The organism is Mesorhizobium sp. WSM4821 (assembly GCF_055901555.1).
This window is the reverse complement of record NZ_CM148371.1, coordinates 3,696,384-3,721,779: the sequence shown is the minus strand read 5'-3', so window position 1 is coordinate 3,721,779 and position 25,396 is coordinate 3,696,384. Positions and strand designations below refer to the sequence as shown.

Annotated in this window: 22 protein-coding genes and 2 pseudogenes; 7 read left to right on the top strand and 17 right to left on the bottom strand. The window is 62.9% G+C overall.

From position 1 onward, the window contains the following. The first annotated feature begins 195 nt into the window (after positions 1 to 195). The 3 genes from AC0NID_RS18015 to AC0NID_RS18005 all read left to right on the top strand — a co-directional run bounded on the left by AC0NID_RS18015 (position 196) and on the right by AC0NID_RS18005 (position 4,063). The gene (locus AC0NID_RS18015; protein WP_473455167.1) at positions 196 to 1,131 is read left to right on the top strand and encodes an alpha/beta fold hydrolase; all 936 of its coding nucleotides are present in this window, start codon (positions 196 to 198) and stop codon (positions 1,129 to 1,131) included. Between the two features lie 110 nt (positions 1,132 to 1,241). Further along, positions 1,242 to 2,417, top strand: a complete 1,176-nt coding sequence (locus AC0NID_RS18010) for a CaiB/BaiF CoA transferase family protein (protein ID WP_473455168.1) — start codon at positions 1,242 to 1,244, stop codon at positions 2,415 to 2,417. Further along, complete coding sequence (locus AC0NID_RS18005; RefSeq protein ID WP_473455169.1) at positions 2,414 to 4,063, top strand: thiamine pyrophosphate-binding protein; 1,650 nt, start codon at positions 2,414 to 2,416, stop codon at positions 4,061 to 4,063. Before AC0NID_RS18010 ends, AC0NID_RS18005 begins: the two co-directional genes overlap by 4 nt. 36 nt (positions 4,064 to 4,099) lie before the next feature. Here AC0NID_RS18005 and AC0NID_RS18000 read toward each other — a convergent pair. From AC0NID_RS18000 to AC0NID_RS17980, 5 genes and pseudogenes are all read right to left on the bottom strand, one after another. Beyond that, positions 4,100 to 4,518 (bottom strand): annotated as a pseudogene (locus AC0NID_RS18000) (CHRD domain-containing protein). 204 nt (positions 4,519 to 4,722) lie between these two features. Beyond that, positions 4,723 to 5,694, bottom strand: coding sequence for an ABC transporter substrate-binding protein (locus tag AC0NID_RS17995; protein ID WP_473455170.1), 972 nt, complete (start codon positions 5,692 to 5,694; stop codon positions 4,723 to 4,725). A gap of 83 nt (positions 5,695 to 5,777) precedes the next feature. Then, complete coding sequence (locus tag AC0NID_RS17990; RefSeq protein ID WP_473455171.1) at positions 5,778 to 6,932, bottom strand: ABC transporter permease; 1,155 nt, start codon at positions 6,930 to 6,932, stop codon at positions 5,778 to 5,780. Continuing rightward, entirely contained in the window at positions 6,929 to 7,807 is an 879-nt protein-coding gene (locus AC0NID_RS17985) for an ABC transporter permease (protein WP_473455172.1), read from the bottom strand. Before AC0NID_RS17985 ends, AC0NID_RS17990 begins: the two co-directional genes overlap by 4 nt. A gap of 181 nt (positions 7,808 to 7,988) precedes the next feature. Beyond that, a complete protein-coding gene (locus AC0NID_RS17980; protein ID WP_473455173.1) occupies positions 7,989 to 8,780 on the bottom strand; it encodes an ABC transporter ATP-binding protein in 792 nt (263 codons plus the stop codon). 128 nt (positions 8,781 to 8,908) lie between these two features. Between AC0NID_RS17980 and AC0NID_RS17975 the strand changes: the two genes are divergently transcribed. Beyond that, positions 8,909 to 9,313, top strand: coding sequence for a cupin domain-containing protein (locus AC0NID_RS17975; protein ID WP_473455175.1), 405 nt, complete (start codon positions 8,909 to 8,911; stop codon positions 9,311 to 9,313). A gap of 35 nt (positions 9,314 to 9,348) precedes the next feature. Here the strand turns inward: AC0NID_RS17975 and AC0NID_RS17970 are convergent, their stop codons facing one another. From AC0NID_RS17970 to aptA, 4 genes are all read right to left on the bottom strand, one after another. Next, complete coding sequence (locus AC0NID_RS17970; RefSeq protein WP_473455176.1) at positions 9,349 to 9,717, bottom strand: hypothetical protein; 369 nt, start codon at positions 9,715 to 9,717, stop codon at positions 9,349 to 9,351. A 2-nt stretch (positions 9,718 to 9,719) separates the two neighbouring features. Continuing rightward, the gene (hydA, locus tag AC0NID_RS17965; RefSeq protein WP_473455177.1) at positions 9,720 to 11,171 is read right to left on the bottom strand and encodes a dihydropyrimidinase; all 1,452 of its coding nucleotides are present in this window, start codon (positions 11,169 to 11,171) and stop codon (positions 9,720 to 9,722) included. Positions 11,172 to 11,235: 64 nt separating this feature from the next. Further along, positions 11,236 to 12,486 (bottom strand): Zn-dependent hydrolase, encoded by a 1,251-nt coding sequence (locus AC0NID_RS17960; protein WP_473455178.1) that lies wholly within the window; start codon positions 12,484 to 12,486, stop codon positions 11,236 to 11,238. A gap of 69 nt (positions 12,487 to 12,555) precedes the next feature. Beyond that, positions 12,556 to 13,884 carry an omega-aminotransferase AptA gene (gene aptA, locus AC0NID_RS17955; RefSeq protein ID WP_473455179.1) on the bottom strand — a complete coding sequence of 443 codons (1,329 nt, stop codon included), beginning with the start codon at positions 13,882 to 13,884 and terminating at the stop codon, positions 12,556 to 12,558. A 254-nt stretch (positions 13,885 to 14,138) separates the two neighbouring features. Here aptA and AC0NID_RS17950 point away from each other — a divergent pair, with 254 nt between their 5' ends. After that, a complete protein-coding gene (locus tag AC0NID_RS17950; protein WP_473455180.1) occupies positions 14,139 to 14,768 on the top strand; it encodes a TetR family transcriptional regulator C-terminal domain-containing protein in 630 nt (209 codons plus the stop codon). A gap of 63 nt (positions 14,769 to 14,831) precedes the next feature. On the opposite strand, the pseudogene AC0NID_RS17945 reads toward AC0NID_RS17950, so the two are convergent. The 5 genes and pseudogenes from AC0NID_RS17945 to AC0NID_RS17925 form a co-directional block, all read right to left on the bottom strand. Then, a pseudogene (locus AC0NID_RS17945) lies at positions 14,832 to 15,210 on the bottom strand (DoxX family protein). Between the two features lie 66 nt (positions 15,211 to 15,276). After that, positions 15,277 to 15,735, bottom strand: a complete 459-nt coding sequence (locus AC0NID_RS17940) for a carboxymuconolactone decarboxylase family protein (protein WP_473455181.1) — start codon at positions 15,733 to 15,735, stop codon at positions 15,277 to 15,279. A 12-nt stretch (positions 15,736 to 15,747) separates the two neighbouring features. Continuing rightward, positions 15,748 to 16,266: an RrF2 family transcriptional regulator gene (locus tag AC0NID_RS17935; RefSeq protein WP_473455182.1), complete on the bottom strand. Its 519-nt coding sequence runs from the start codon at positions 16,264 to 16,266 to the stop codon at positions 15,748 to 15,750. Between the two features lie 110 nt (positions 16,267 to 16,376). Further along, positions 16,377 to 17,690, bottom strand: coding sequence for an NAD-dependent dihydropyrimidine dehydrogenase subunit PreA (gene preA / locus AC0NID_RS17930; protein ID WP_473455183.1), 1,314 nt, complete (start codon positions 17,688 to 17,690; stop codon positions 16,377 to 16,379). A 2-nt stretch (positions 17,691 to 17,692) separates the two neighbouring features. After that, positions 17,693 to 19,057 carry an NAD(P)-dependent oxidoreductase gene (locus AC0NID_RS17925; protein ID WP_473455184.1) on the bottom strand — a complete coding sequence of 455 codons (1,365 nt, stop codon included), beginning with the start codon at positions 19,055 to 19,057 and terminating at the stop codon, positions 17,693 to 17,695. 234 nt (positions 19,058 to 19,291) lie between these two features. On the opposite strand from AC0NID_RS17925, the gene AC0NID_RS17920 reads away from it, so the two are divergent. Beyond that, on the top strand, positions 19,292 to 20,068 hold the full coding sequence (locus AC0NID_RS17920) for a VOC family protein (RefSeq protein ID WP_473455185.1): 777 nt from the start codon (positions 19,292 to 19,294) through the stop codon (positions 20,066 to 20,068). 2 nt (positions 20,069 to 20,070) lie between these two features. Here the strand turns inward: AC0NID_RS17920 and AC0NID_RS17915 are convergent, their stop codons facing one another. Beyond that, the gene (locus AC0NID_RS17915) at positions 20,071 to 20,559 is read right to left on the bottom strand and encodes a hypothetical protein (RefSeq protein WP_473455186.1); all 489 of its coding nucleotides are present in this window, start codon (positions 20,557 to 20,559) and stop codon (positions 20,071 to 20,073) included. Between the two features lie 196 nt (positions 20,560 to 20,755). On the opposite strand from AC0NID_RS17915, the gene AC0NID_RS17910 reads away from it, so the two are divergent. Next, entirely contained in the window at positions 20,756 to 21,148 is a 393-nt protein-coding gene (locus AC0NID_RS17910; RefSeq protein ID WP_473455187.1) for a DoxX family protein, read from the top strand. Positions 21,149 to 21,168: 20 nt separating this feature from the next. Here the strand turns inward: AC0NID_RS17910 and AC0NID_RS17905 are convergent, their stop codons facing one another. Beyond that, positions 21,169 to 23,610: a GcvT family protein gene (locus tag AC0NID_RS17905; RefSeq protein WP_473455188.1), complete on the bottom strand. Its 2,442-nt coding sequence runs from the start codon at positions 23,608 to 23,610 to the stop codon at positions 21,169 to 21,171. Between the two features lie 79 nt (positions 23,611 to 23,689). After that, a complete protein-coding gene (locus AC0NID_RS17900) occupies positions 23,690 to 25,228 on the bottom strand; it encodes a trimethylamine methyltransferase family protein (protein WP_473455189.1) in 1,539 nt (512 codons plus the stop codon). Between the last annotated feature and the right edge of the window lie 168 nt (positions 25,229 to 25,396).

The following is a 25,396-nucleotide window of genomic DNA, read 5'->3' as shown; positions in this document are numbered from 1 at the left end:
CAAGCACTCCGGCTGAAAAAATTAGCGGCAACAGATTGCCGCTGTCTCTCGGTATCAAATTCTCCATGTCAGATTTGCGATACCCCAGATTGCGACTCGAGAACATCGCTGCGGAAAACACCGATTGACGCAAAACCGGCCTCGGCGCACACAAACATCCGCAGGCGCAAAAAACGCGCTGGAGACGAAGCGACAATGTCATTCAGCCAACAGCGCGTGTTGCGATCGCCGACCGGGGCCGAGCTCAACCTCTATGTGAAACGCGCCGAGGGCCGCCCGCGCGCCGTGGTTCAGATCAATCACGGGCTGGCCGAGCACGCCGCGCGCTATGTCCGCTTTGCTACCTTTCTGGGTGAGCGCGGCTTCCACGTCTACGCCCATGACCATCGCGGCCATGGCGCAACCAGGGCGCCTGATGCCCCGCTCGGCCGATTCGCTCAGTCAGATGGCGGCGCCAAGGTCATCGCCGATGTCGCCGCCGTGCACGATCTGATCGCCAGCGACCATCCCGGCCTGCCGGTCATCGCCTTCGGTCATTCGATGGGCGGCCTCGTCGCCCTGAATTTCATGCTTCATTATTCGCACCGGCTGCACGCCGCCGCCATCTGGAACGCCAATTTTTCGGCCGGGCTCGCCGGTCGTGCCGCGCAAGTCATCCTTGCCTGGGAAAAATTCCGGCTCGGCTCCGACACGCCGTCGCGCATGCTGCCGAGACTGACATTCCAAGCCTGGGGCAAGGCCATCCCCGACCACCGCACGCCCTTCGACTGGCTGTCGCGAGACGCAGCCGAAGTCGACAAATACATTGCCGATCCGCTCTGCGGGTGGGATGCCTCGGTGTCGATGTGGCGCGATCTGTTCGGTTTTGTCTTCGACGGTGCCGATAACACCAATTTTTCCGGCGTCCGCAAGACCCTCCCGATCTGCCTGGTCGGCGGCGAAAAAGACCCCGCCACCGACGGCGGCAAGGCGGTCAGCCATCTCGCCGGCCGCCTGCACAGGATGGGCCTTTCGAATCTCGTTTCAAAGATTTACGCCGAGACCCGCCACGAAAGCTTGAACGAGGTGAACCGGAATGTCGTCATGGAGGATTTCGCCGCATGGGCCGACCGCGTGCTGAAACAGACATGATCAAGGTTGGTGTGATCGACATTGCACAATCGGATTGGCCCATTGCAAGAGCCGTGACAGCGGCACGCGGGATTGATAGAGGCTGCGCTTTCGACCCATCACGGTGATCCATGACAGAGCCTCCGCTGAAAGGCATCCGCGTAATCGAACTCGCCCGCATCCTGGCCGGGCCGTGGGCCGGGCAGCTGCTTGCCGATCTCGGCGCCGACGTCATCAAGGTCGAGAGCCCGGATGGCGGCGACGACACCCGCAAATGGGGTCCGCCCTTCGTCATGAGCCACGATGGCGAAAACCTTTCGGCCGCCTATTACCACTCCTGCAATCGCGGCAAGCGCTCCATCGCCGTCGACTTCTCGACGCACGAAGGTGCCGAGACGATCCGCCGGCTGGTCGCCACGTCGGACGTGCTGATCGAGAATTTCAAACTCGGCGGCCTGAAGAAATACGGGCTCGACTTTGACAGCCTGCGCAAGATCAACCCGCGGCTGATCTATTGCTCGATCACCGGCTTCGGCCAGGACGGGCCTTATGCGCCACGCGCCGGCTACGACTTCATCATCCAGGGCATGGCCGGCATGATGTCGATCACCGGCGAGGCTGGTCGCGAACCGCAAAAGGCCGGTGTCGCCATATCGGACATTTTCACCGGCCTCTATTCGGTCGTCGCCATCCAGGCCGCACTTCGCCACGCCGAGAAGACCGGCGAGGGCCAGCACATCGATATGGCGCTCTACGACACCCAGATCTCCACGCTCGGCAACCAGAATCTCAACTATCTGGTCTCAGGTAAATCGCCGGTGCAGATGGGCAATGCGCATATGAACATCGCGCCCTACGAAGTGGTGCCGGTGAAGGACGGCCATATCATACTGGCCATCGGCAATGACAGCCAGTTCGCCAAATTCTGCGCGGCCGTCGGATTGGTCGACCTGCCGTCGAAACCCGATTTCGCCACCAATCCCGCCCGGGTCGCCAACCGGGCGAAGCTGCGCGAGCACATCATCGAGGCGCTGAAAACCTTCGATCGCGATCCGTTGCTGGCCAAACTGGAGGCGGCAAGCGTGCCCGCCAGCCCGATCAACACGATCGGCCAGATGTTCGCCGACCCGCAGACCATGGCGCGCGGCATGCGGCTCGACCTCGACGACGGACATGGCAATCTGTTGCCTTCCGTGCGCGCGCCGATGGTCATGTCGGGCACGCCGCTGGTCTATGAGCGGCCCTCGCCGCGCCTGGGCGAACACACAGAAGAAATCCTTGCCGAGCTGGAGAGGTCAGGAAAATGAAGACCGGTGGACAATTGATCGTCGATGCGCTCGAAGCCAACGGCACCGACCGCATCTATTGCGTGCCCGGAGAATCCTACCTTGCGGTGCTCGACGCGCTGCACGATTCGACGATCCGCACCATCGTCTGCCGCCAGGAAGGCGGTGCGGCGATGATGGCGGACTGCCATGGCCGGCTGACCGGCAAGCCCGGCATCTGCTTCGTCACCCGCGGCCCCGGCGCCACCAACGCCTCGGCCGGCATCCACATCGCCATGCAGGATTCGATTCCCGTTATCCTGTTCATTGGCCAGGTCGCCAGCCACGCCAAGCATCGTGAGGCTTTTCAGGAGGTCGACTACGTCAGGTTCTTCGGCGATATCGCCAAATGGGTGGTCGAAATCGACGATGCCTCGCGCATTCCCGAGTTCGTCACGCGGGCCTTTGCGGTGGCGACATCCGGCCGCCCCGGTCCGGTGGTGATCTCGCTGCCCGAAGACATGCTGACCGGCCTGGCCGAAGCGCCTGCAGCCCAGCACTACACGCGGGTCGAAACCTCTCCCGCTGAAGCCGACCTCGACCGGCTCGAAGCGCTGCTCAATGCCGCGAAACGACCGATCGTGATCCTGGGCGGCACGCGTTGGGATTCCAACGCCGTTCAGGAAATGCAGCGCATCGCCGAAGCCTGGTCGCTGCCGGTAGGCTGCTCGTTCCGACGCCAGATGCTGTTCGATCATCTCCACCCGAACTACGCCGGCGATGTCGGCATTGGCATCAACCCGAAGCTGGCCACGGCCATCAAAAAGGCCGATCTGGTGCTGCTGATCGGCGGCCGCATGGGCGAAATGCCGTCGTCGGACTACACGCTGCTGAAGAGCCCGTACCCCGACCAGACGCTGGTCCATGTCCACGCCGACCCCGGCGAGCTCGGCCGCGTCTACCGGCCCGCACTTGCCATCAACGCCTCGCCTTCGGCCTTCGTGCGGGCCTTCGCCAGGAGAAAAGGACCGGCGGCGCCGAACTGGGCCGACGAAACCGCGCAACTTCATGCCGCCTATCTCGACTGGTCGACACCGCCGGAAAGCGGCCCAGGTCCGGTGCAGATGGGACCTATCATGAACTATCTCGAAACGGTGCTGCCCGACGATGCCATCCTCACCAATGGCGCCGGCAATTACGCCACCTGGGTCCATCGTTTCCACCGCTCCCGCCGCTTCGCCACCCAGGCAGCTCCCACTTCCGGCTCCATGGGCTACGGCACGCCGGCCGCGGTCGCCGCCAAGGAACTGTTCCCGGACCGCGACGTGATCGCCTTTGCCGGCGATGGTTGCTTCCTGATGAACGGGCAGGAATTCGCCACCGCCGTGCAATACGATCTGCCGATCATCGTCGTCGTCGTCAACAACGGCATCTACGGCACCATCCGCATGCATCAGGAGCGTGAGTATCCGGGCCGTGTCGTCGCCACCGATTTGAAAAATCCCGACTTCGCGGCGCTAGCTCGCGCCTATGGCGGCCATGGCGAGACGGTCGAGAAGACGGCCGATTTCGCGCCGGCCTTCGAACGCGCCCGCGCCAGCGGCAAGCCATCGATCGTCGAGATCAGGCTCGATCCGGAGGCCATCACGCCGACCCGCACGATGACGCAGATTCGCGACAAAACCTGACAAACAGGGCGGTTGCCCCCTTTGTCGCGATCCACGCTATTCGGCCTTCTCGATCTGCCCGCGGATTTCGCCGTCCTCGTGGGCGGCGGTGTGGATGTTGACGTAATATTTGCCGGCCATCAGGTTGGCGGCCTGTGCGTCGGTCAGCACTGCCGAACCCTTGAACGGGCTTTTCGGAGCGCCCATGAACGGAACGACGACGCCGGCATTTTCACCCTTCGCCGCCGGTCCGTGAATATGTCCGGCCGTGGCCGGCCCACTGAGGCCGGAATAAGTCACGCTCCAGCTGAGCTGTTTCGTGGCGATGTCGAAGCCGAGATCGGCCTCGCCTTTGCCCTCCGTGGTGACGGGCGGATTCTGCTGCGCGCCATCGAGCGTCGCCTTCATCTTCACCATGTCGGCCAAGGCCGGGGAAGCGGATAGGAAGGAAGCCGAACGGCCAGCGCCGAAAGCATCGGCGAGAAGGATGCGCATGGAAATCTCCGTTGTGGCGGTGACGTCCGCTTAAGCGGGATGCATCGACACAACGGCTATGCAGGCGGATGTTTCCACCGGTAACCGCTATTTTACGTCCAGAAAAGGGGCGGTCGCCCACCCCTTTTTTCGAATTGCCGGCCCAGAGGCCCGGTTGATCGGCTCTACTCGATCGCCCTATTGCCCTATTTGATGGCCTTGTCGGTGATGGCGGTCGTATAGGCGCCGCTTGGCTCCTTGGTGATGATCTTCTGGTCGAGCAGCGCCTTGGCGGTGCGCGCGTAGGTCGCCGGATCGAGCTTGCCGTCGGCATTATCGATCAGCTTGGCGACTTCGCCCATCATCCGCTTCTGGTGGTTCTCGTCCTGGCCGCCATTGTCCAAGACGATGCCGGCCGCCTCGTCGGAATTGTCGACGGCATATTTCCAGCCCTTCATCGAGGCGCGCACGAAACGCACCATCTTGTCCTCGAAGGCCGGATCCTTGAGCTTGCCTTCCAAGGCATAGAGTCCGTCCTCGAGCAGGTCGTTGCCCATGGCCGAGTAGTTGAAGACGATCAGCTCTTCCGGCTTGTAGCCGGCGTCGATGAGCTGCCAGTATTCGTTGTAGGTCATGACCGAAATGCAATCCGCCTGCTTCTGGATCAGCGGCTGCACGTCGAAACTCTGCTTCAGCACGGTGACGCCGTCCGGGCCGCCGTCGGTCTTGAGGCCGAGCTTGTTCATCCAGGCGTAGAACGGATATTCGTTGCCAAAGAACCAGACGCCGAGCGTATGGCCCTTGAAGTCGGCCTCGGTCTTGACCGGGCCGTCCTTCGGGCAGACCAGCTGCATGCCGGCCTTCTTGAACGGCTGGGCGATATTGACCAGCGGCACGCCCTTTTCGCGCGCGGCCAGCGCGCCGCCCATCCAGTCGACGATGACGTCGGCGCCGCCACCGGCGATCACCTGCTCGGGCGCGATATCGGGGCCGCCCGGCTTGATCTCGACGTCGAGGCCCTCTTCCTCATAGAAACCCTTGTCCTTGGCGACGTAGTAGCCGGCGAACTGGGCCTGCGTGACCCATTTCAGCTGCAGCGTCACCTTGTCCGCGGCCATCGCCTGGAACGCGGCAAGCGACATCGCGCCGGCCAGCATCGAAACAACAAGTCTTTTCATGTTTTTACCCTCTGAAGTTAAGTGTTCAACCCTCTGGGACCGGGAGCTGTCGATACGCTCCTGATTCCAAACCCGCCACCGCCCTATCCACCACGGACGGAGGGATGCCAAAACGTGACTGCTCTCTCGAAAAGAGCAACCACGCCATAAAAGACCGAACCCGCAAGTGCTGCAACCGCGATTTCGGCCCAGACCATGTCGATGTTCATCCGCCCAACTTCCGTCGAAATCCGGAATCCCATGCCGACCACCGGTGTGCCGAAGAACTCCGCGACGATGGCGCCGATCAGCGCAAGCGTCGAATTGATCTTCAGCGCGTTGAAGATGAAGGGGGCGGCTGCCGGCAACCTGAGCTTGAACAGTGTCTGCCAATAGCTCGACGCATAGGTGCGCATCAGGTCGCGCTCCATATGGCCGGAGGCGGCAAGCCCGGCGACCGTATTCACCAGCATCGGGAAGAAGGTCATGATGATGACCACCGCCGCCTTGGACTGCCAGTCGAAGCCGAACCACATGACCATGATCGGCGCCACGCCGATGATCGGCAGCGCCGAGACCATGTTGCCGATCGGCAAAAGCCCGCGACGCAGGAACGGCACGCGATCGGCCGCGATGGCGGCGAGGAAGCCGGCGCCGCTGCCGACGATATAGCCGAAGATAACCGCCTTGAAGATGGTCTGCCGCACGTCGGCGGCCAGCACCGGCAGCGAATTGGCTATACGCGCTCCGATGGCGCTTGGCGGAGGCAACAGGATGAACGGGATGCCCGCGCCGCGGGTCACCGCCTCCCAGATGATCAGGATCCAGGCGCCGAAGATCGCCGGGATGATAAGCCTCAAAGCGGTCGCCGCCCAGCGCGAGGTCGGAAGCATTGCCGACAGCACGCTGACGCAACGCCAGGCGAGCAGCCAGGCTGCCGCAAGCAGCAGAAAGAACGGCGCCAGCGCCGTGCCTTCGAAACCATTTATGCCGCTGATCAATAGCCAGGCGATCCAATGCGCGCCGACGAACAGCACCACGGCTTCGATGACTGGCGGTAGCCTGGTCATCGAGACCAGTGCGGTGACGACAAGCAAGCCGAAAATCAGCCCTTTCGTGCCGAGATAGGGATACGCGACGCTCGATGCGGGTTGCGCCAGTGCGGCGGCCTCCGGCGCCGACATGGCGCCAAGCACAGCCGCAACCATGCAAAGCAGGATTGCAGTTGCCGCTTGCCAGGACAGCTTCAGCCAACTCATGCCGGCCTCCCGCCCATGGCGCGGTCGACGAGGCGCCCGGCAATGCCGACCACCATCACCACCAAGGCCGCCACCACCGAGCCGGCCACCAGCGCCGACCAGATGTCGATGGTCTGGCTGTAATAGGCGCCGGCAAGCAGCTTGGCGCCGATGCCGGCGACGGCACCGGTCGGCAGCTCGCCGACGATGGCGCCGACGAGGCTGGCGGCCACCGCCACCTTCATCGAAGTGAACAGGAACGGCACCGAAGCCGGCACGCGCAATTTCCAGAAGGTCTGCGAAAGGCTGGCATTGTAGGTATGCATCAGGTCGAGATGGGTGAGCTCGGGCGAGCGCAGCCCCTTCACCATGCCGACGGCTACCGGGAAGAACGACAGATAGGTCGAGATCAGCGCCTTCGGGATCAACCCGGTGACGCCGATTGCTGCCAGCACGACGATGATCATCGGCGCCACCGCCAGGATCGGAATGGTCTGCGAGGCGATGATCCAGGGCATCAGGCTGCGGTCGAGCGTCGCCACATGGACGATGCCGACGGCGATCACGATGCCCAGCGCCGTGCCGAAAGCGAAGCCGAGCAGCGTCGAGGACAGCGTCACCCAGGCGTTGTAGACAAGGCTGCGGTTCGAGGTGATGCTGCGCAGAAAGGTGTTCTCGAAGAAATTCACCGCCACCTGGTGCGGTGCCGGAAGCGTCGGCTTCGGCTGCGACATCGTCTTGCCGATGAATTCCACGACGCCGGGCGCCTCATTGGCACGGCGGTCCAGATCGCGCTGGAACGGCGCATTGAGGATGACGGCGAAAATATACCAGACAACCACCACGCCCGCGAGGATCGAGGTCACCGGAACGAGCTTGTCGCGAAACGAGTCCATCTAGAAGGCCTCGCCAGACTGGCGCCCTGCACTGCCCAACAGGAGAGGGTGGCTACGCCCGTTCTTCGTCATCCTAGGGTCTACGCACGCCGCTACGCGGCTACTCCGCCCTAGGATGACGAAAGCATGGTTAGCCGCTCCCCCGTGAGGCGGAGGCGAAAGACCGTTCGGCGCCGCCCGATCAATCATCATAACTGTGCCCTGCCCTGAGCCCGTCGCGCACGCGCGCCGCGATCGCCAGGAACTCCGGCGTCTCGCGGATGTCGAGCGGCCGCTGCTTGGGCAGCGTCGATTCGATGACGTCGCTGACACGGCCCGGACGCGGCGACATGACGACGATGCGTGTCGACAGATAGACCGCCTCGGGAATGGAATGGGTGACGAAACAGATGGTCTTATTGGTCCGTTCCCACAGTTCCAAAAGCTGTTCGTTGAGATGGTCGCGCACGATCTCGTCCAGCGCGCCGAACGGCTCGTCCATCAAAAGAAGATCGGCGTCGAAGGCCAGAGCCCGCGCGATCGAAGCGCGCTGCTGCATGCCGCCGGAAAGTTGCCAGGGATATTTCTTCTCGAAACCCGACAGATTGACGAGGTCGAGCGTGCGCTTGATCCGCTCCGCCTGCTCCGCCCTGGACAGGCCCATGATCTCCAGCGGCAGCGCCACATTGCGATCGATCGTGCGCCAGGGATAAAGCGCCGCTGCCTGGAAGACGTAGCCATAGGCGCGGTTTTCGCGCGCCTGCTCCGGCGTGACACCGTTGACGGAGATGCTTCCGGACGTCGGTTTCTCCAGATCGGCGATGACCCGCAGCAAGGTCGTCTTGCCGCAGCCGGACGGCCCGATGAACGACACGAATTCGCCCTTGCCGATGGTCAGGTCGACATCCGACAGCGCCCGCACCGGACCGTCACTTGTCTGGAAAGTCAGGCCGAGCTTGCTTGCCGAAACGACGGCTGGCGATGCTTCCGTCATAGGCCGCGGCCTGCCTTCTCGGGCCACTGCCGCGCCGGGCGGAATCCGGTTGATTTTGCCCCGATGTTGCTTTCCACTCGCTCCATCCTATCCGACTGAGAGTCCCCACCCGATCGAGAGTTGCCCCGATGCCGCCCAAAGCCACTTGCCATCTTATCCGCCCCGAAAGCTCTTATGAAGGCAAGCAGGGGCTGAGTTATTTCGCCGGCATTGCCGCCGAGACGGTCGGCTCTTCCGGAATCTGCATGCATCTGCTCACCATGCCGCCCGGCGCCCGCGCCAAGGCGCACATGCATGAAAGCCATGAAACGGCGATCTATGTGCTCTCCGGCGAGGTCCATACCTGGTACGGCGACCGGCTTGAGCAGCAGATCGTGGTCAAGGCCGGCGATCTCTTCTACATTCCCGCCGGCGTGCCGCATCTGCCGGCCAACTTGAGCGACAGCCCGGCTTCGGCGGTCATCGCCCGCACCGACCCCAACGAACAGGAAAGCGTCGTCCTGCTGCCGGAACTCGATAGGCTGGTCGCCTAAGGTCGGCATCGACGGAAAGTCCGTCATCGGCACCGTCAAGAACATGATTTCAGCGGCCCTATCTCTTCAAGGCCGGAAAGGGTCACGAAAAAACCGTCCGCTCCCTTGTTGGTAACCTTGACGGTCTCAGTCGTCGTTTTCTCCTCGCCTTCAGCGAAACAAGTCGAGCTCAACGACTGCGTACCAGGCGCCGTGACTAGTTGCTGCGCGAACCGGCAGCCGCTGCCATAGGTTTCGACGCCCTCGGCGGTCAGCACGACATAGGCATCGCTGTCCTGATACCCGAGCCGTACACCGGCACAGCCGACATCATTGCCATAGGAACCGGCAAGGATCTCAGCGGCTGCCGGACCGGCGGCAATGCTCGCCACAACCAGTGAGACGATGGCTAGAGAGTTAGCCAACCTCAAACCCCGGTCGCCGGAATGCCCGAGCGTTCCACCTTGCGCGGCGCGGAAATTTCCTTCCAGGTCGACAGCGCCCGGTTGACCGCCGCATTCGGCTCGCGAGCGACGAACTCGCCATGGCCGGGCTTCGCCTTGACTTCGCTTTCCTCGATCGACAGTTCGCCGCGGGAAAATACGAAGCGCGGCAAGCCGGTCACCTCGAAGCCCTCGAAGACGTTGTAGTCGATCACCGATTGCTGCTTCTTGGCCGTGATCTTCTTCTTGGCGCTAGGGTCCCAGACGACGATGTCGGCATCGGCGCCTTCGACGACGGCGCCCTTCTTCGGATACATGTTGAGGATCTTGGCGATGTTGGTCGAGGTCACCGCGACGAATTCGTTCATCGTCAGCCGGCCGGTGTTGACGCCCGTCGTCCACAGCACCGGCAACCGGTCCTCGAGCCCGCCGGTGCCGTTCGGGATCTTGGTGAAATCACCGACGCCACTGCGCTTCTGCTTGGTGGTGAAGGCGCAATGGTCGGTCGCCACCACCTGCAGCGATCCGGCCTGCAGGCCGGCCCATAGCGAATCCTGGTGCAGTTTGTTGCGGAAGGGCGGGCTCATCACCCGGCGCGCCGCATGGTCCCAGTCCTTGTTGAAATACTCGCTCTCGTCGAGCGTCAGATGCTGGATCAGCGGCTCGCCGAACACCCGCATGCCCTTCTGCCGCGCCCGGCGAATGGCTTCGTGGGCCTGCTCGCAGGAGACATGCACGACATAGAGCGGCACGCCGGCCATGTCGGCGATCATGATGGCGCGGTTGGTCGCCTCGCCTTCCACTTCCGGCGGGCGCGAATAGGCATGCCCTTCCGGGCCGTTATTGCCGGCGGCCAGAAGCTTTTGCGACAGCCCGGCAACCACATCGCCATTCTCGGCATGGACCAGCGGCAGAGCGCCGAGATCGGCGCAGCGCTGGAACGACGCATACATCTCGTCGTCGTCGACCATCAGCGCGCCCTTGTAGGCCATGAAGTGCTTGAATGAGGTGATGCCCTTGTCGACGACTGTGGCCATCTCGTCGAACACCTGCTTGCCCCACCAGGTGATCGCCATGTGGAAGGAATAGTCGCAGGACGCCTTCGAGGTCTTGTTGTCCCACATCTGCAGGGCCTCGAGCAGCGACTGCTGCGGCGCCGGCAGGCAGAAATCGACGACCATCGTCGTACCGCCGGCAAGGGCTGCGCGCGTGCCACTCTCGAAATCGTCGGCCGAATAAGTGCCCATGAACGGCATTTCAAGATGGGTGTGCGGATCGATGCCGCCCGGCATCACATAGCAGCCAGTGGCGTCGAACTCGTGGTCGCCATGCAGATTGGAACCGATCGCGACGATCTTGCCATGCTGCATCAGCACGTCGGCCTTCCACGTGCGGTCGGCGGTGACGATGGTGCCGTTTCGGATGACTTTGGTCATTTTCTTGTTCCCTTGTTCTCTTCGCGCTTCTTTGTGAGCGGCGTTTGAAATCAGAATTTCCAGTTCACTCCACGATGACCGCCGTCTCCACCACCGCATGAAACAGCACGTCGGCGCCGGCCGACGCCCATTCCTTGGTGATCTCCTCGGCCTCGTTATGGCTAAGACCGTCGACGCAGGGGCACATGACCATGGCGGTCGGCGCAACGCGGTTGATCCAGCAGGCGTCATGGCCGGCGCCGGAGACGATGTTGCGGTGCGTATAACCCAAGCGCTCTGCCGCATCCCGCACAGCCTTGACGCAGCCGGGGTCGAAGGTCACCGGATCGAAATGGCCGACCTGCTCGATCTTGTATTTGATGTCGAGCGCATCGCAGATCGTGTCGATGCCTTCACGGATGCGGCCGTCCATCGCGTCGAGCACTTCCTTTTCCGGCGAGCGGATGTCGATGGTGAAGACGGTGCGGCCGGCGATGATGTTGCGCGAATTGGGATAGACCTCCATATGGCCGACCGCGCCGACGGCGTCCGGCTGGTAGTCCATGGCGATCTCGTGCACCAGTTCGATCACCCGCGCCATGCCGAGCCCGGCATTGCGGCGCTTGGGCATTGGCGTCGAGCCGGTATGCGCTTCCTTGCCGGTCAACGTCACCTGCAGCCACTTCAACCCCTGGCCATGGGTGACGACGCCGATATCGATGCCTTCGTCCTCGAGGATCGGCCCCTGCTCGATATGCAACTCGAAGAAGGCGTGGATCTTGCGCTCGCCAACCTTCTCCGTCCCCTTCCAGCCGATGCGTTCCAGCTCTTCGCCGAATTTCTTGCCGTTCTTGTCGACATGCTCATAGACATCGGCCTGGTCGAGCACGCCGGCGAAAACGCCTGACGCCATCATCGCAGGCGCAAAGCGCGCACCCTCCTCGTTGGTCCAGTTGGTGACGACGATCGGGTGTTTCGTCTTGATTCCGAGATCGTTGAGCGAACGCACGACCTCCAGCCCGCCGAGCACGCCCAGCACGCCGTCATACTTGCCGCCGGTCGGTTGCGTATCGAGATGGCTGCCGACATAGACCGGCGGCAGGTCAGGGTCGGTGCCTTCGCGGCGGGCAAACATGGTGCCCATCTCGTCGACGCCCATTTCGAGCCCGGCCGCGTCGCACCAGCGCTTGAACAGATGCCGCCCCTCGCCGTCCTCGTCGGTCACGGTCTGGCGATTGTTGCCGCCGGCAACGCCGGGGCCGATCTTCGCCATCTCCATTATCGAATCCCACAAACGGTCTGAATTGATTCGCAGATTCTCGCCGGGGGCGGCCATTCAAGTTCCTCTCATTCATTCACATATTGGGCGACGATTCCCGTCGCCGCCCTATACGTTGTGAAGTATCTAGTCCACCGCCCTCAGCACTTCACGCACATGGTCGATCAATTCGTTGATCTGGCCCTTGGTGATGATCAGCGGCGGCGACAGCGCGATGATGTCACCGGTGGTCCGGATCAGCGCGCCGCGCTCGAACGCCTTGACGAAGGCCGAGAAGGCACGCTTGGTCGGACTGCCGGGGATCGGCGCCAGCTCGATCGCGCCGATCAGGCCGATGTTTCTGATATCGATGACGTTCGGCTCGCCCTTCAACGAATGCAGCGCGTCTTCCCAGTACGGCGCCAGTTCTTCGCCGCGGGTCAGCAGCCCCTCTTCCTTGTAGGTGTCGAGCGTGCCCAGGGCCGCCGCGCAGGCGATCGGATTGCCCGAATAGGTGTAGCCGTGGAAGAATTCGATCATGTGCTCGGGGCCGGTCATGAAGGCGTCGTGGATCTCCTTCTTGACGAACACCGCGCCCATCGGGATGACGCCGTTGGAGACGCCCTTCGCGGTCGTCATGATGTCGGGCGTGACGCCGAAATAGTCGGCGGCGAATGGCGTGCCAAGGCGACCAAAGCCGGTGATGACCTCGTCGAAGATCAGTAGGATGCCGTGCTTGGTGCAGATCTCGCGCAGCTTCTGCAAATAGCCCTTCGGCGGCAGGATGACGCCGGTGGAACCGGCCACCGGCTCGACGATGACGGCGGCGATGGTCGAGGCGTCATGCAGCGCGACGATGCGCTCCAGCTCGCTGGCCAGTTCCGCGCCATGCTCGGGCACGCCCTTGGTGAACGAATTCTTCTCCGGCAGGTGCGTGTGCGGCATGTGGTCGACGCCGCCGAGCAGCGTACCGAACATCTTGCGGTTGGTGACGATGCCGCCGACCGAGATGCCGCCGAAATTGACGCCGTGATAGCCGCGCTCGCGGCCAATCAGGCGGGTGCGCGAGCCCTCGCCTTTGGCGCGGTGATAGGCGATCGCCATCTTCAGCGCGGTCTCGACCGATTCCGAGCCGGAATTGGTGAAAAACACATGGTCCATGCCCTTCGGCGCGATGTCGACCAGGCGGTTCGCCAGTTCGAAGACAATCGGGTGGCCCATCTGGAAGGCCGGCGCATAGTCGAGTTCGGCGGCTTGGCCCTGGATCGCCTCGGTGATCTTCGGCCGGCAGTGGCCGGCATTGACGCACCACAGGCCGGCGGTGCCGTCGAGAACCTTGCGCCCGTCGCTCGTCGTGTAATGCATGTCCTTGGCGGACACCATCATGCGAGGCGCCTGTTTGAATTGCCGGTTTGCCGTGAACGGCATCCAGAATGCGCTGAGATCGTTCGGCGTGACTTTCAGCCGGTTGGACATGACCAAGACTTCCCCTTGTAGCTGTTTCGGTGCGGCTAACGCTTGGTCTTCCCAACACTTGGTCTTCGCTGCGTTTTCGTGCTACGCAAATTTTTGACCGATTGGACAAACGTTAGCACCGCCCTGTCGGCGGTCAAGGGATTACTAGCGGAAATGCGGCAGTTGAAGCGCGCTCCACAGGCTGGAGAAAAACTGGTCCAGAGAATTGGGCCAGATAGCCCTCACAGCAACGTCTCGCAGGGATGACAACCGGCATGGACACAGCAGCCCCGCGCCGCACCCGCATCCAGCAGGAAAAGCGCGAACTCATCCTGGAGGCGGCGCTCGAGGTCTTCTCGACCAACGGCTTTCGCGGCTCGACCATCGACCAGATCGCCGAAGCCGCCGGCATGTCGAAGCCGAACCTGCTCTACTATTTCCGCCGCAAGGAGGACATCCACGAGACGCTGATGCAGCGGCTTCTGGATACCTGGCTGGCGCCGCTACGCGAACTCGACGACATCGGCGACCCGCTGACCGAGCTGCGCAGCTACATCAGGCGAAAACTTGAAATGGCGCGCGATTTCCCACGCGAGAGCCGCCTGTTCGCCAACGAGATCCTGCAGGGCGCGCCGCGCATCATCCCGATGCTGGAAGGCGAGTTGAAGACGCTGGTCGACGAGAAGGCCGCCGTCATCAAGGGCTGGATGCGCGCCGGCAAGATCGCCAAGACCGATCCGTGGCACCTGATCTTCTCGATCTGGGCGACGACGCAGCACTATGCCGATTTCGACGTCCAGGTCCGTGCCGTGCTCGGGCCCAACCGCGGCGGCGACGGCCGTTTCGAGGACGCGGCAAGGTTTCTCGAGCAGCTGTTCATCGACGGGCTGAAGCCGAAAAGCTGATCTGCCGCTCCACCGGCAAGGAAGGTCACCGCAGCTGCCTCCGCGAGGCAGCCGGCTGAACCGTCAAAGGGGCTGCGCCATCAGCGCCAGAAACCCGCCGGTCAGCGCGACATTGGCGACAAAACCGTTGATGCGGGCGGCGCGCTCCGGACCCTGATGATCCCAGAAATTGTCGAACATCGGTGTCGCGACCAGCAGGAAGAGGATCAGACACCCGACTGCAAAATCGGTCCAGATGCCTGCAATCACCAGCCCTCCGGCGACGATCTGCAGGACAATGCCGAGCCACAGCGTCAGCCGCGCCTGCGGCACGCCACGCGTCGTCATCAGTTTGGGTCAGGAAGTCAGCGTTCTGGATGTTGCGCAGACCGGCAAAGACAAAGGCGCCACCAACCAGTAGGCGGGCGGCAAACAGAATCTCATTTTCAAAATTTGCGAACATGTTCTTGATCTCCCACCCAAAAAAGGGCGCGCGGATCTCAGCCCGCGTGCCCGGTTGTTCGGTCGCTCAGGCGGCTTTCGCCGCAGGCATTGGATGAATGGCGTGGAAGGAAACGCAGAGCCGGTTCCAGGTGTTGATCATGCCGATCGCCACCGTCAGCTTGGCCAGTTCTTCTTCCGAGAAGTGCTCGAGCGTTTTTGCGTAGAGATCGTCCGGCACGCCGCTGTCCGCGATCTTCGTCACCGCCTCGGTCCAGGCAAAGGCAGCGCGTTCGCGCTCGGAAAACAGCGGCGTTTCCTTCCAGGCGGAGACGAGATAGAGCCGCTGTTCGGTCTCGCCATCACGGCGCGCCTCGCGGCTGTGCATCTCGACGCAATACGAACAGCCATTGATCTGCGACGCCCGCAATTTGATCAGGTGCAGGAGGCTTTCCTCGAGCCCGCATTCATCGACCGCCTTGTTGAGCGCCGATACCGCTTTCATGATTTCCGGCGCCGCGCCGAAGAATTGCAGCCTCTGTTTCATCGTCTTCACCTTTCACGCTTGCTTGGTTGAACTCGATTTCTGCGGTCGCTGATGGCGCTCGACAAAGGCGCAGTTCGCGGCGACTGAACGGGGATCGGCATCGCTGATATAGTCCGCCACGATGTCGGATAGCCGCGCCTTGGCAAGAGCGGCGCGATAGGCGCGCTCGGCCTTCAGCATCACCACGTTGATGCCGCAGGGCTTGACATAGGCGGAAGCATCGAGCCTGGCCGGGCCGCGCTGACGGATTTCGCCGCAGCGAAAGGCCGGCTCTCGCCCCTCGACGGCGAGCACGATGTCGAGCAACGTTATGCGCTCCGCCGGCCGCGCCAGCCGGTAACCGCCCGATGGCCCCGGCACCGATTCCAGGACGCCCGACGCCGTCAGCGCATTGAGATGCTTGAGGAGATAGCTCGGCGACAGGCCGAACGCTTCCGCCATGGCAGCACCCGGCATGGTCGCAGCGCCTGCCACGCCGGCAAGCATGGCGGCGCAGTGGATCGCCGCTTCGACGCCCTCGCCCAGCTTCATGGTGCTGATCTCCAATTCATTGATATAATTTATCGTGGATAATTTTTATCAGCAATAGCCATTTGAAAAAAGCGACGCCTGCAGGCGCCGCTTTTCCACAACGGGCCGCCCTACTCCGCCGCCAGCTTGGCCATCGGGTTGTTCGGATGCGTCGTCCAGTTGGCATAGACCGGCGACACCGGCGTGCCGGTGCGCTGGTCCATCACGCCAGCCGCGAGCGGCTCCATGGTGATGCAGTTCTCGACCGGGCAGACATTGACGCAGAGATTGCAGCCGACGCATTCGGCCTCGACCACCTCGAAATGCCTGACGCCATCGACCATACTGGTGATCGCCTGGTGCGAGGTGTCCTCGCAGGCGATGTGGCAGCGGCCGCATTTGATGCAGGCCTCCTGGTCGATGTGCGCCTTGGCGATGTAGTTGAGATTGAGATATTGCCAGTCGGTGACGTTGGGCGTGGCGCGGCCGACGATGTCGTCGAGCGAGGCATGGCCCTTCTCGTCCATCCAGTTTTCCAGACCGGCGATCATCTCCTGCACGATCTTGAAGCCGTAGGTCATCGCCGCCGTGCACACCTGCACGTTGCCGGCGCCGAGCGCCATGAATTCGGCCGCGTCGCGCCACGTGGTGATGCCGCCGATGCCGGAGATCGGCAGGCCATGCGTTTCCGGATCGCGCGCGATCTCGGCCACCATGTTCATGGCGATCGGCTTCACCGCCGGGCCGCAATAGCCGCCATGCGAGCCCTTGCCGTCGATCGTCGGTTCCGGTGCGAAACTGTCGAGATTGACGCCGGTGATCGAGTTGATGGTGTTGATCAGCGATACCGCGTCGGTGCCGCCGGCAAGGGCGGCACGCGCGGGCTTGCGGATATCGGTGATGTTGGGGGTCAGCTTGGTGATGACGGGCATGCGGGTGTTGGCCTTGCACCAGCGCACCACCATTTCGATGTATTCCGGCACCTGGCCGACCGCGGCACCCATGCCGCGTTCCGACATGCCGTGCGGGCAGCCGAAATTGAGCTCGATGCCGTCGGCCCCGGTCTCCTCGACCACCGGCAGGATCGCCTTCCACGCATGCTCCTCGCACGGCACCATCAGCGAAACGACGATGGCCCGGTCGGGCCAGTCCTGCTTGACCTGCTTGATCTCGCGCAGATTGACCTGCAGGTCGCGGTCGGTGATCAGCTCGATATTGTTCAAGCCGAGCAGGCGGCGGTCGGCGCCCCAGATCGCGCCGTAGCGCGGGCCGTTGACGTTGACCACCGGCGGGCCCTCTTCTCCAAGCGTCTTCCATACCACGCCGCCCCATCCCGCTTTGAAGGCGCGGATGACGTTGTAGGCCTTGTCGGTCGGCGGCGCCGAGGCCAGCCAGAACGGATTCGGCGATCTGATGCCGACGAAATTGTTGCTTATGTCTGCCATGCTCACGCCCTCCCGTTCGAGGTCAGTGCCCGGTGGATCGATTCGGCCGCGTCGCGGCCCTGTGCGACGGCGGAGACGGTAAGATCGTCCCCGCCAAAGATGCAGTCGCCACCGGCCCATACATTGGCCAGCGAGGTGCGGCCCTCGGCATCGACCTTGATGCGCCCGGCTTCCAGCGCGATCTCCGCGCCGCTGCCGTTGAGCGCCGAGGGAATAAAGCTCTGGCCGATCGCCTTGAACACCTGGTCGGCGGTGAGCGTCAGCCGCTCACCGGTGCCGACGAGCTTTTCGCCATCCATCGCCGTATATTCGAGTTCGATGCCCGACACCTTGCCGCCTTCGGCAATGACCCGCTTCGGCTGCAGCCAGTGACGGATGGTGACACCGTTGGCGGCGGCCAGATCCTGCTCGAATTCGGAAGCGTTCATATGCTCCTGGCCGCGCCGGTAGCAGATCGTCACCTCCTCGGCGCCGAGCAGCTTCGACTGCACCGCCGCGTCGATCGCCGTCATACCGCCGCCGATGACGACGACGCGGCGGCCGACCGGCAGGCCCGAGAGGTCGCTGGCCTGGCGAAGCTCCGCGATGAACTCCACCGCATTGATGACGCCATCCGCATCCTCGCCGTCGGCGCGCAACGCGTTGACGCCGCCAAGCCCCATGCCGAGAAACACCGCGTCGTAATTCCTGGTCAGGTCCGACAGCTGGTAGTCGCGGCCGAGCGCCTTGCCGTTCTGGATGTCGATGCCGCCGATCGACATTACATAGTCGACTTCGGCCTGGGCGAAATCGTCGATGCTCTTATAGGCGGCGATGCCGTATTCATTGAGGCCACCGGCTTTCGGACGGGCTTCCAGGATGGTCACCTCATGTCCGTGGCGGGCGAGCCGATGGGCGGCGGCGAGCCCGGCCGGCCCGGCGCCGACCACGGCGACCGTCTTGCCGGTCGAGGCCGCGCGCGGATAAAATTGCTTGTCCTGCGCCATTGCAACATCGGTGGCGTAGCGCTGCAGGCGGCCGATCTGCACCGGCTTGCCCTCCGCCACTTCGCGCACGCAGACTTCTTCGCACAGTGTCTCGGTCGGGCACACGCGGGCGCACATGCCCCCCAAAATGTTCTGGTCGAAAATCGTCTTGGCCGAGCCGATCGGATTACCGGTCGAGATCTGGCGGATGAACAGCGGGATGTCGATCGAGGTCGGGCATGCGTTCATGCACGGCGCATCATAGCAGAAATAGCAGCGGTCGGACTCGACCAGCGCCTCGTGATGATCGAGCGGCGGATGCAGGTCGGAAAAATTATCCGCATATTGCTCGGGCGAAAGCCGGCCGCCGGCAATGCCCTGCTTGAAATGACCAGTCGCCATCCCGGTTCCCCATTTTCTTGTGGCTTTGAGGAAGGCTAGCACGTTTTATTTTTTTATCAATTGGTCAATTTTCAACGCAAGCCGCTGAAATATCAGGATGAAAACTTGAAAAATACACTCATGTTATTGTGTTTGCGCTGTCGAACTTTTGGCTCGGCTGTCGGATTTTCGTCGCGAAGATCGTCCTAGAATAGATCACCCATGATCGATGACTGGAAACCAAGGAGCACGACAATGCCTGAATCCCCGATGCCCTTCTTCTGGTACGAACTGATGACGACCGATCTCGACGCCGCCGAAGCGTTCTACACCGCCGTGGTCGGCTGGAAGGCGCAGGCCTTCGACAGCGCGCCAGGCATGCCGCGTTATATCGTCATGAATGTCGGCGAGCGCGGCGTCGGCGGGCTGATGACGTTGCCTGAGGACGCCGCCAAGATGGGCATGCCGCCATCCTGGCTCGGCTATATCCACACCAGGGATGTGGATGCTTCAACAAGGTCGCTGAAGGCAGCCGGCGGTACGGTTCACCGCGAACCCGATGACATTCCGGGCGTCGGCCGCTTCGCCGTCGTTGCCGATCCGCAAGGCGCGGCCTTCATGTTCCTGCAGCCAAACGGCCCCGACCAAACGCCGGTGCCGGCCACCACGCCCGGCCATGTCGGCTGGCATGAGCTCTACACGACCGACTTGCGTGCCGCGTTCGATTTCTATGTCGGCCAGCTCGGCTGGACCAAGGCCGACACCATGGATATGGGGCCGATGGGCATCTATCAGCTCTTCGCCGCAGGTGGCGAACCTATTGGCGGCATGATGAACAAGCCCGAGCAGATTCCGGTGCCGGTCTGGCAGTTCTATTTCAACGTGCCGGCCATCGACGCGGCGGCCAAGCGCGTCACCGATAATGGCGGCCAGATCCTGATGGGGCCGATGGAAGTCCCCGGTGGCAGCTGGATCGTGATGTGCACGGATCCGCAAGGCGCGCATTTCGCGCTGACGGCGCCGGTTCGGTAGGATTACTCCAGCGCCAGCACCGCGACCTTGAGGTTCGCCTTCTTGGCACCACTGAGCTGCAGGGTGGCCGGACCAGCCTGCAGCTTGAAGCGCATGCTGTTGCGGATGCCCGGACAGGTCTTCACGCCGCTGAAGTCCACCAACTTCAAGGCATGGCCATCTTGAATGACATCGATCCAAGCCTCGTCGGACAGGCTTATCTGGATTGTCCCTTCGGGCCGGACAACCAGGCTGGCAGTCGCGCCAAAGGCTCCGGACGCCGGTGCCCGTTCCGGCGCAACTTCGAAGGTAACAGAGTCGATCGGCTCCAAAGAAAGGTCCGCAGCCACACCAACAGCAAGCGCGGTTCCGGACTGTTCCGCTTGTGCCGCCGCAAACTGCGCCTGCTCCCGCGTCACCGGCCATTTGAAGGCCGTGCAGCCGCCATCGTCCGCCATGGCGAAGCTGGTACCTGCAAGGACTACGAAGAGGCTGATGACGGCTTTTTTCATGGCAAAGGGAACCCACATGGTTTGGAGTATCTACATATCGGTACAACTACAGCGAATAAGTACAACCTTAAATGGAAAGCCAGGATGGAGGAACATTTCCAATCACCGATTGTTGATGGCTGGCCATGGGAAGTGAATGGTCCATCGCCGGGCGATAATCTATGGCCGGGTCGGGCGGAGTGAAATGGAGCCTTTGATGACCTTTTTTGACGGTCTCGCCAAATATCAGCCACAGGCTCTGGCTGTGCTTCGCATCATGACGGCGCTGCAGTTTATGGAGCACGGCACCCAGAAACTGTTCAATTTTCCCGTCGGCGATCATGCCGGCGCCCTGAGCGGGCTGTCGCTGACCGCGGGCATCCTCGAATTCGCCGGCGGCATCCTGCTGGTATTGGGGCTTTTCACCAGGCCGGTCGCATTCCTTCTCAGCGGCGAGATGGCGATCGCTTATTTCATGGCGCACATGCCGCAGGGCTTCTTCCCCATCAACAATGGCGGCGACGCGGCGATCTCCTTCTGTTTCATCTTCCTCTATCTGGTGTTCGCCGGTCCCGGCGCCTGGGCGCTAGACAACCGCCGCAGCGCCTGAAGCGCCGACAAGCGGCGCCTTCACCCACGCATCCGCTCGAGATTGGCGTCGAACAGCGGGGACGGCTGCACGCGCGCTGGATAGCGCTTGCCGAGCAGTTCGATCTCGAAACCGTCGGCCTCGTCGGCGATCTCCTTCGGCACATAGCCCATGGCGACGGATGTCTTCGAATGATGCGCGTAGCCGCCTGAGGTGACCCAGCCGCGCACGGCGCCGTCGAACCAGATCGGCTCGTCGCCGATGACGTCGGCGTCTGCCGCATCGACGACAAAGGCGCGCAGTCGCAGCTTGCCGCCTTGCTGGCGCTCGACGAGTGCCGCCTGCTTGCCGATGAAACCGGCGTCCTTGCCATAGTCCACGAAACGGTCGAGGCCGGCCTCCAGCGGCCCGTAGATCGGCCGGTATTCGCGCGCCCATGAACCGTAATTCTTCTCCAGTCGAAGCGCGTTGAGCGCGCGCGAGCCGAACAGGCCAATGCCGAATTCCTCGCCCGCCGCCATCAGGGTCTGGTACGCGGCACGCTGATATTCCGGCGCGACCCAGATCTCGTAACCGAGATCGCCGGTGTAGCTGACGCGGCCGACCAGGCATGGCGCCATGCCGATATCCATCTTGCGGACGGCCATGAACGAAAACGCCGCATTCGACATATCCGCCCGCGTAACCCTGGCCAGCACGTCCCGCGCATTCGGCCCGGCGATCGACAGGCCCGTCAGCTTCGCGCCCAGCGCCTCGATCGTGACCGAACCGTCCTTCGGCAGATGCGCCTCGAACCAGCGCATGTGATACTGCTCGGCAATGCCGGAGCCGGCGAGGAACCAGCCCTCTCCGTTGGAATTGGGGCTGTCGAGGTTGGCCAGCGAGAAATCGCCGATCAGCCTGCCGTCTTCCTTCAGCATCGGCGCTAGCGTCATGCGGCCGGGTCTTGGCAATTTGCAGGCAAGCAACCGGTCGAGCCAGGCCGCCGCGCCCTCGCCTGTCACCTTGTATTTGGCGAAACTCGAGATCTCCGCCAGGCCGACGCCGCCGCGAACCGTCTTCACCTCGTTCGCGACATGCTCGAAATCGCTCGAGCGCCGCCACGAGAACTCGTCCTTGACGCCCTCGGGCGCATACCACAGCGGCACTTCCAGCCCATAGGCCACGCCCCATTGCGCGCCCATGGCCGACAGAAGATCGTAGACCGGCGTGGTCTTGAGCGGCCGCCCGGCAGGCAGCTCCTCATTGGGGAAGCGGATGGAAAAGCGCCGCGAATAATTCTCGCGCACCTTGGCGTTGGTATAGGCCATCGTCGCCCAGTCGCCATAGCGCGAAACATCCATCGCCCAGATGTCGGCACCGGGATCGCCCTCGATCATCCAGTTCGACAGCGCCAGACCGACACCGCCGCCCTGTGAAAAACCGGCCATGACGCCGCAGGCGACCCAGAAGCCCGGCAGACCGCGCACCGGCCCGACCAGCGGATTGCCGTCCGGCGCGAAGGTGAAGGGCCCGTTGATGATCTGCTTGATGCCGGTGTTCTGGAAGGCCGGGAAATGCCGGAAGCCAACCTCCAGCGACGCCGCGATGCGGTCGATGTCGGGCTCCAGCAGTTCATGGCCGAAATTCCACGGCGTGGAAAATTCGGACCATGGCTTGTTGGCCTTCTCATAGGTGCCCATCAGCATGCCGCCGCGCTCCTGGCGCAGATACAGCTCGCCGTCGAAATCGACCGCATGGATGATCTCCGTGCCGGTCTTCTGGTTCCAGGCGGCGACCTCGGGCATGTCCTCGGTGATCAGGTACATGTGCTCCATGGCCAGCACCGGCAGCTCCAGCCCGACCATGCGGCCGACTTCGCGCGCCCACAGGCCGCCGGCGTTGACGACATGCTCGGTCACCACCTCGCCCTTGTTGGTGATGACGCGCCACAGCCCGTCGGCGCGGCGAACGATATCCTCGACCTTGGTGAAGCGTTCGACCTCGGCGCCCAGTTTTCTGGCCGCCTTGGCATAGGCGTGGGTGACCCCCGAAGGGTCGAGATGGCCATCCTCCTTGTTGCGGACGGCGCCGACAAATTGCTTGGGGTCGAGCAGCGGCATCAGTTCGGCCGCCTCATCAGGCGAGATTTCTTCAAGATGGATGCCGAGATAGCGGCCCTTGGCGACAACGCCGCGCAGCCAATCGAGCCGCGCCTCGGTGGCGGCCAAAAGCACGCCACCGGTCAGATGCACACCGGTCGCCTGACCGGACAACTCCTCGATCTCCTTGTAGAGCGAGATCGTGTATTTCTGCAGCTTGGCGACGTTGGGATCGCCATTGATCGTGTGCATGCCGCCGGCGGCATGCCAGGTCGAACCGGAAGTCAGCTCGTCGCGCTCCAGGAGCACGATGTCGGTCCAGCCGTGACGGGCCAGATGGAACAGCACGGAACAGCCGACGACGCCTCCGCCAATGACCACGACCTTTGCATGCGATTTCATGGTTCTTCTCGTTATTTCAGTGAGTTGGACGGGTGAGTGGATTCAGGATGGGAGGAAAACGGATTGGCGTCGCGATCTGTCACGGCTCGCCCTGCCCGATCGCTTCCTTGCGCTTGGCGACATAAGCCTCCAGCGCTTCGCGCACGGCAACATCCATCGCCGGCTCGACATGGTCTTCCAGAGCCTTCTTCCACAGCCGCGTCGCGCGCGCCGTGGTGTCGAGCCCGCCGGCCTCCTGCCAGGCCTCGTAGTTCTGCCAGTTGGAAAGCATCGGCTGGTAGAAAGCAGTGGCATAGCGCTCCAACGTATGCGGCTCGCCGAAGAAATGGCCCCCCGTCGGCACCGCACCAAGCGCCTCGACCGCGAGTTCCGCCTCGTTGACCTCGATCGGGCGCAAGAATTCCATCATGTGCTGGATCATCTCGACGTCGATGATGAACTTTTCGAACGACGCGGTCAGCCCACCTTCCTGCCAGCCGGCGGCGTGGTAGACGAGATTGCCGTGGCCGAGCACCGCCCCCCACAGCGCCATCAGCGTCTCGTAGGCCCCTTGCGCGTCGGCGGCGTTGGAAGCCGAGCCCGGCGTCGTCCGGTAGGGCAGTCCATAGCGCCGTGCCAACTGCCCCGACGCGATGTTGGCCTTGGTGTTCTCCGGCGTGCCGAAGGCCGGCGCGCCCGACTTCATGTCGACATTGGAGGTGAAGGCTCCATACATGACCGGGGCGCCGGGACGGACAAGCTGCGTCAGGACCACGCCGAACAGCGCCTCGGCATTCTGTTGGGCGAGCGCGCCGGCAAGCGTCACCGGGCTCATCGCTCCCATCAGCGTGAACGGCGTCACCGCCACCGATTGGCCGAACTCGGCCATCGTCATCAGCCCTTCGGCCATCATCTCATCGAAGCGGCGCGGTGAGTTGACCGAGATGATGGTGGTGACGCCGGGATCGTCGCGCATCTGGTCGGGCGTCAGCCCGCGCGAAATAGCCATCATTTCGATCCCGTCCCGCGCCCTGCCCCGACCGATCGCCGAGACGTGAAAACTTTTGTCGGTCAGCGTCAGATTGGCGAAATAGGTGTCGAGATGGCGTGAGTTGGCCGGCAGCTCCACTGGTGCGCAGACCTGGTTGCCCAGCATGTGAATGCAGTTGAAATGCTGCGCCAGCCGGATGAGATCGCAATAGTCGCGCAGGTTTCCGGCGCGGCGGCCGCGTTCCATGTCATGCACGTTGGGCGGCCCGGCGACCAGGGTGAAGTTGATGGTGTTGCCGCCTAGATGGACGGTATGGGCCGGGTTGCGCGGCGTAAGCCGGTAGCTCGACCGCGTCGTCCTCAGTGCTTCGCCGATCATGCCCCGATCGACACGGACGGTCATCGACGCATGGTCGACCTTGGCCCCGGCCTTCTCGAAAAGCGAAAGCGCCCGCGGGCTCATCACCTCGATGCCGAAATTCTCCAGAATGTGCATCGAGGCTTCGTGGATCGCCTCGATCTGGTCGACCGAGAGCATCGCCATTGGCGGATAGGGATTGGTGACGCGGCGCAACGGCAATTGCGGAATGGCGGTCGGTCCCCTGTTGCTGGTTCGCTCAGCGCCGCGCTTGCGTCTCGGTTCGGTCATGCGGCGCATCAAAGCGCCGGCACAGGGATCGGGCTGTCAGAAATCCGCCGCCTGCGGACGCGATTTTAGTCAAGGCGGCATTTTGGGATTATCATTGCGACAAAAACGACAGAAACCGTCGGAATATTAATCCTTGTTCTGCCCCGGCCAAAACGGCCGACGAGCCGT